This is a genomic window from Kribbella albertanoniae (genome assembly GCF_004348455.1).
Taxonomy (GTDB): domain Bacteria; phylum Actinomycetota; class Actinomycetes; order Propionibacteriales; family Kribbellaceae; genus Kribbella; species Kribbella albertanoniae.
On the sequence record NZ_SMKA01000406.1, the window covers coordinates 1 to 5,641 of the forward strand.

7 protein-coding genes are annotated in these 5,641 nt (G+C 68.8%); 1 reads left to right on the forward strand and 6 read right to left on the reverse strand.

All coding sequences use genetic code 11. The features are described 5' to 3' along the window. Window positions 1-60 precede the first annotated feature (60 nt). The 6 genes from E1261_RS42805 to E1261_RS42835 all read right to left on the reverse strand — a co-directional run bounded on the left by E1261_RS42805 (window position 61) and on the right by E1261_RS42835 (window position 4,980). Window positions 61-891: a uracil-DNA glycosylase gene (locus E1261_RS42805; RefSeq protein WP_132415757.1), complete on the reverse strand. Its 831-nt coding sequence runs from the start codon at window positions 889-891 to the stop codon at window positions 61-63. Between the two features lie 32 nt (window positions 892-923). Next, window positions 924-1,829 carry a Ppx/GppA phosphatase family protein gene (locus tag E1261_RS42810; RefSeq protein WP_238176801.1) on the reverse strand — a complete coding sequence of 302 codons (906 nt, stop codon included), beginning with the start codon at window positions 1,827-1,829 and terminating at the stop codon, window positions 924-926. Window positions 1,830-1,863: 34 nt separating this feature from the next. After that, window positions 1,864-2,346 carry a DUF501 domain-containing protein gene (locus E1261_RS42815; protein ID WP_132415759.1) on the reverse strand — a complete coding sequence of 161 codons (483 nt, stop codon included), beginning with the start codon at window positions 2,344-2,346 and terminating at the stop codon, window positions 1,864-1,866. 4 nt (window positions 2,347-2,350) lie between these two features. Next, complete coding sequence (locus E1261_RS42820) at window positions 2,351-2,953, reverse strand: FtsB family cell division protein (RefSeq protein ID WP_132415761.1); 603 nt, start codon at window positions 2,951-2,953, stop codon at window positions 2,351-2,353. Between the two features lie 18 nt (window positions 2,954-2,971). Then, window positions 2,972-4,252 carry a phosphopyruvate hydratase gene (gene eno, locus E1261_RS42825; RefSeq protein WP_132415763.1) on the reverse strand — a complete coding sequence of 427 codons (1,281 nt, stop codon included), beginning with the start codon at window positions 4,250-4,252 and terminating at the stop codon, window positions 2,972-2,974. A gap of 131 nt (window positions 4,253-4,383) precedes the next feature. After that, window positions 4,384-4,980: a hypothetical protein gene (locus tag E1261_RS42835; protein WP_132415765.1), complete on the reverse strand. Its 597-nt coding sequence runs from the start codon at window positions 4,978-4,980 to the stop codon at window positions 4,384-4,386. A gap of 250 nt (window positions 4,981-5,230) precedes the next feature. On the opposite strand from E1261_RS42835, the gene E1261_RS45705 reads away from it, so the two are divergent. Further along, window positions 5,231-5,383 carry a hypothetical protein gene (locus tag E1261_RS45705; protein ID WP_165952847.1) on the forward strand — a complete coding sequence of 51 codons (153 nt, stop codon included), beginning with the start codon at window positions 5,231-5,233 and terminating at the stop codon, window positions 5,381-5,383. The last annotated feature ends 258 nt before the right edge of the window (window positions 5,384-5,641 follow it).

The window sequence follows — 5,641 nt, forward strand, 5'->3', positions numbered from 1 at the left end:
CAACTCGACAGGCAACCCCTGGATCGTTCGGCGGCGCGCGCGGGGTGTGGGGAGCGCGGGTCAGACCTGGGCGAGGTGGCGGGCTCGGGTGAGGATGGCGTCGGTCATGGGCTCGGTGAGGCGGCCGGTGAAGGTGTTCTGCTGGCTGGGGTGGAAGCAGCCGATGACGGTCACGCCGCCGAGCTGGTGTTCGACGGCGTGGCCGAACTTCGGGCGCGGCTTCGGTACGGCGATGCCCAGAGAAGCGAGGCCACTCAGCAGCGCGTCGTAGCCGAATTTGCCGAGGCAGATGATGACGCGGGTGGACGGCAGTACCAGCTCGAGTTCGCGGCGGAACCAAGGAGCGCAGGTGTCGCGCTCGACGGGGGTCGGTTTGTTGGCGGGTGGGGCGCAACGGACGGCCGCGATCATGCGGGTGGCGTGCAGCTTCAGACCGTCGCCGGCGTGGATCGACGTTGGCTGATTGGCCAATCCCACCCGGTGCAGCGCGGCGAACAACCAGTCGCCGGACCGGTCGCCGGTGAAGACGCGGCCGGTCCGGTTGCCACCGTTCGCGGCCGGTGCCAGGCCGGCGATCAGGATGCGTGGGGCAGCGGCTCCCCAGCCGGGGATCGGTCGTCCCCAGTACGGCTGGTCCGCGAACGACGCACGCTTGCTGTGGGCAACTTCTTCCCGCCACTCCACCAGCCGCTCACACGCCCGGCACACCGAAACCCGCGCCTCGATCTCCGCCAGGTCCCCCGAAGCCAGCCCACCGACCGCCAGCTCACGCACTTCGGCAGCCGACCGGGCAACCGCCGTACCAGCCTCTGCAGGATCTTCCGGCCATCCCGTCCCAGGCGGGACCGGACTCTCGAACAGCTCCCCGGTCAACGGATGCGGCAACTTCACACCTTCAGCCTAGACCGGGACCAGCCCCGGCATCACAGCAGTGAGAGCGCGACTCCGTCGAGGATGTCGTGTTCGGAGACGATGACCTCGCCGACGGCCATGCGGTCGTAGAGGCGTTGCAGGATCAAGGCCCCGACTCCGATCACGTCCACCCGGCCGGGGTGGATCGCCGGGTTCGTGATGCGCTCGGCCTTGGTCGACCGCGTCAGCCAGTACGTCGTCTCGCGCAACTGCGGCCCCGAGATCCGGGCGTGATGGATCCGGGCCGAGTCGTACTCGACCAGCTTCCCCACCACCGCGGCCACCGTGGTGACCGTGCCCGCGACCCCGATCAACGCCCGGGCCGAGGTGATCGGCACGGAGGTCGAGTCCAGCAGCGCGTCGATGTCCTTGCCCGCGGCCGCGAGCTCGGCGGCCGTCGACGGGTCGGTCTTGATGTGCCGCTCGGTCATCCGCACCGACCCGACATTCAGCGACTCGGCCGCAAGCACCCCGGACGCGTCCCCGAGGATCAGCTCGGTCGACCCACCACCGATGTCCGCGACCAGATAAGGCCCCGGTACGGCGAGGGCCGCCAGCCCGCCGGTCGCTCCGCGGAAACTCAACGAAGCTTCTTCCGCACCGGAGATGATCTCCGGCTGCACCCCGAACCGCTCGGCGATCCCCGCGAAGAACTCGTCACTGTTGCTCACGTCCCGCGCCGCCGAGGTCGCCACGAAGCGAGTGCGCGAAACCCCGGCTGCCCGGATCAGATCGGCGTACTCGTCCGAGGCCTTGAAGACCCGCTCGAGCGCCTCCGGAGCGAACCGCCCGGTCGCGTCCACGCCCTGTCCCAGCCGCACGATCTGCATCCGCCGGTCGATCTGCACGAGACCGTCCGGGCCTGCCGAGGCGATCAGCAACCGGATCGAATTCGTACCGCAGTCGACTGCGGCCACCAGGTCAGACGAGGCCCGATCAGACAGGCCCCAGTCAAACACAGGGCCCCCGGCGTCCCCAGTCCTGCAGTGCGTCCAGCGCCTCGTCGCCGAGCGGGTTCACGCCACGCCCAGCGGCCAGCGAGTGGCCGGCCAGGACGTGCAGGCACTTCACCCGGGTCGGCATGCCGCCCGCGCTGATCCCGTCGATCTCGTCGACGTGCTGGATCGACTCCCGGTGCGCGAGATACGACTCATGCGCAGCCCGGTAGGCAGCGGCCAGCTCAGTGTCGTCGCCGAGCCGATCCGTCATGTCCTTCATCAGGCCTTCGGCCTCGAGCGTGCCGATCGCGGAAGCGAGCCGCGGGCACGTCACGTAATAGGTCGTCGGGAACGGCGTACCGTCCGGCAACCTGGGCTCGGTCTCGACCACGTCCGGCAGGCCGCAGCTGCAGCGGTGCGCGATGGATCGGATCCCACGCGCGGTCCGGCCGAGCTGCTTGCCGACGGCCTCGATGTCGTCGGGGCTGACGCTCAACGGTTCACCTTTCGGGCGAGGGGGTCAGGATCGGTTTCGGCGTCGGCTTGGCCGGCCGCTTCGTCGGCGCGGCCGGCGGTTTCCCGGCGCCCTCGACACTCCCCCACAACTTCGTGTACCAAACCGGCTTCGGTGCCTCGTCCCCCGGTTCGACCGGCGTCCCCGGCTCCGGCGGCGCCCCCACCGGCTTGCCGTCGGCACCGATCACGCGGTAGCCGACCTCACCCGGCATCACCCAGCCGAGCCGCTGCCGCGCCTGTGCCTTCACAAACGCGTCGTCGTCCCAGCGGGAGATCTCGTCGTTCAGCTCCTTGACCCGCTTCTCGCGGTCGTGGATCTCCTGCTGCAGCGACGTGATCTGCTGGTGCTGGTCGAACCACACCCGCAGGCTCTGCGCGTACGAGACGACCAGCGCACCGAGCACGAGCAGTACGACGGCCGCCCGGCCGGTGAGGTTACGGGACCCTCGGGTCCGGACCGGCTCAGTCCCCGGAGTCCCCGTCGTACGGCGCTTGGGCTGGTCGCCCCGCCGGGCCGGTGGACGCGTCTGGGTACGGCTGGACGGCCGCGAACCTGGACGTGCACCGGATTCCCGTCGGGACGACATACCTACACGCTCCTGAAATCAGCCCTGGTACCGCGGGAAAGCCGAACGACCGGCGTACGTCGCCGCGTCGTCGAGCTCCTCCTCGATCCGGAGCAGCTGGTTGTACTTGGCGGTGCGGTCGGACCGGGCCGGGGCGCCGGACTTGATCTGGCCGCAGTTCGTCGCGACCGCGAGGTCGGCGATCGTGGTGTCCTCGGTCTCGCCGGAACGGTGGCTCATCATGCAGGTGAAGCCGCTGCGGTGGGCCAGGTCGACCGCGTCCAGGGTCTCGGTCAGCGAACCGATCTGGTTCACCTTGACCAGCAGGCTGTTCGCGGACTTCTCGTTGATACCGCGCTGCAGCCGCTCGACGTTGGTGACGAACAGGTCGTCGCCGACGATCTGGATCTTGTCCCCGAGCTGGGCGCTGAGGTTCTTCCAGCCCTCCCAGTCCTCCTCGTTCAGCGGGTCCTCGATCGAGACGATCGGGTACGACGCGACCAGGTCGGCGTAGTAGGCGATCATCTCGTCGCCCGACTTCTTGCCGCCCTCGAACGCGTAGACGCCGTCGGTGTGGAACTCGCTGGCCGCGACATCCATCGCCAGGGCGATGTCGGTGCCGAGCTTCAGGCCGGTCTTCTCGACCGCGACCGCGATCAGGTCGAGCGCCTCGCGGTTGCTGGCCAGGTTCGGCGCGAAGCCGCCCTCGTCGCCCAGCCCGGTGGACAGGCCGCGCTCCTTCAGGACCGCCTTCAGCGCGTGGTAGACGCTCGCACCCTGCATCAGGGCCTCGCCGTACGTCGACGCTCCGATCGGGGCGATCATGAACTCCTGTACGTCGACATTGCTGTCCGCGTGCGAGCCGCCGTTCAGGATGTTCATCATCGGGACCGGCAGGACGTGCGCGTTCGGGCCGCCGACGTAGCGGAACAGGGGCAGGCCGGAGCTCTCCGCGGCCGCCTTCGCCACCGCCAGGCTGACACCGAGGATGGCGTTCGCGCCCAGCTTGGCCTTGTTCGGGGTGCCGTCCAGATCCAGCAGCGCGTAGTCGATCAGTCGCTGCTCGTGGACGTCGTACCCGACGATCTCCTTGTCGATGTCCTCGAGGATGGCCGTGACGGCCTTCAGGACACCCTTGCCGCCGTACCGGGCCTTGTCGCCGTCGCGGAGCTCGACGGCCTCGAACTGTCCGGTGGAGGCACCCGACGGCACTGCGGCCCGGGCGACGGTGTCGTCGTCGAGGAGAACCTCGACCTCGACAGTGGGGTTGCCGCGCGAGTCGAGAATCTCGCGCGCGCCGACGGCCTCGATGGTGGCCACATTGACTCCCAAGTCTTCAGATGACGGATCATCGCCGAGCCTAACGGTCAGACCAGCCGACAGGGTGGACCGCGTCACCCCAAACGATCGCATCCGGCGGCACCTGCCGTGTCAGCAACACACCGTCGGAGCTAGCTCGGCTCCGTCTTCTCGACCACGTCGCGGACGTAGAAGAGGTACCAGAGCCGCACCGGCGTCCCCTCGCCCTTGCCCTCATCCATGCTGGGCTTCATCGCGGTGGACACCCGACCGTTCCTGCCGTTGTAGTTGTCCTTGTGGCGCGTTTCGTTGGTGTCGGCGGTCTCGACCCACTTCGCGGTCTCGGCCCACCTGGCGACCAGAGCGGCGTCGACGCCGAGTAGCTTCGCGTCCGCGACCATCCGGTCGGCGGAAGCCTGCCCGTTGGCTTCGGTCCAGAACAGGTCGACGGAGTCCACGTACCCGTGCCGGGTGGTCACCGTCATTTCCTCGATGCGCCCGGACCAGATGCCGGTGGGCAGCGTCAGGCTCACGGTGGCGTCATCGGGCACGGTGGAGATCACCATCTGGTTGTCCGGAAGTCCCAGGGTCTTCGCCTCGATCGGCCGGGTCAGATCCCACCGAACGCTGTTCCCCTCCCCGAACACCGGGTCGACCTCGTCCGGCTCCCCGACACGGAAGGTGCACCCGGCCGTAACCACCAGAGCCAAGGCCGCGGCCACAGCAAGAAAGCCCCGTCGTGCTGACATGACCCCACCCTGTCACGCCGGGCATGTCACTCACGGCCGACCTTCCGGTAGGACGGTGAGCGCGAGTCCCCCGCGCCGCCGACCTTGAGCACCCCTCAACCACTCGCGGCCCCCGCCAATGAACGAACCGTGCTCAAGGTGAGATGTGCCGACCACCTTGAGCACGGATCAACCACGCGGCGGTCGCGGGGACGGTTGGTGCGTGCACAAAGCGGATGCGGGATGGTCTGTCCGTCGATAGCCTCCCGGCATGAGCGACGATGCAGATCGTCTCGGCGAGCTACTTGCCGAGCTGGCCAAGGTCCACGGGCCGGTGACGGAGGACGAACTGGCTCGCGCTCGCGCCGAGTGGCCAGAGGGTTGGAGCGGGAGCCGCGAGCCGATTGCTCGGGTCTTCCGCTGAAGCGGACCGCCCACACTCACCAAGTGGCGGATCGGGGCTCTCACGGGACAGCGCTGAGCGTGGGACGCGGATGATGGCGGAGGTTGGTGAGTGGGGCGGTCCGGGTCAGGCTTCGGCTGAGCGGATCTCCGCTGACAATTGGGTGAGGGTGGTGCGGAGGGCTTGTTCGGCGTCGACGTTGAGCAAGCGGGCCTCGCGGACCAGGGCTAGGAGTTGGGCGCCGATGCGGGACTGGTCGTCGGTGGGGGTGGGGAGTTC

Excerpts from the sequence above, each read along its gene's own strand:
- E1261_RS45705 (WP_165952847.1), top strand. The coding sequence starts at position 5,231 with ATGAGCGACGATGCAGATCGTCTCGGCGAGCTACTTGCCGAGCTGGCC.
- E1261_RS42835 (WP_132415765.1), bottom strand. The coding sequence starts at position 4,980 with ATGTCAGCACGACGGGGCTTTCTTGCTGTGGCCGCGGCCTTGGCTCTG.
- E1261_RS42820 (WP_132415761.1), bottom strand. The coding sequence starts at position 2,953 with ATGTCGTCCCGACGGGAATCCGGTGCACGTCCAGGTTCGCGGCCGTCC.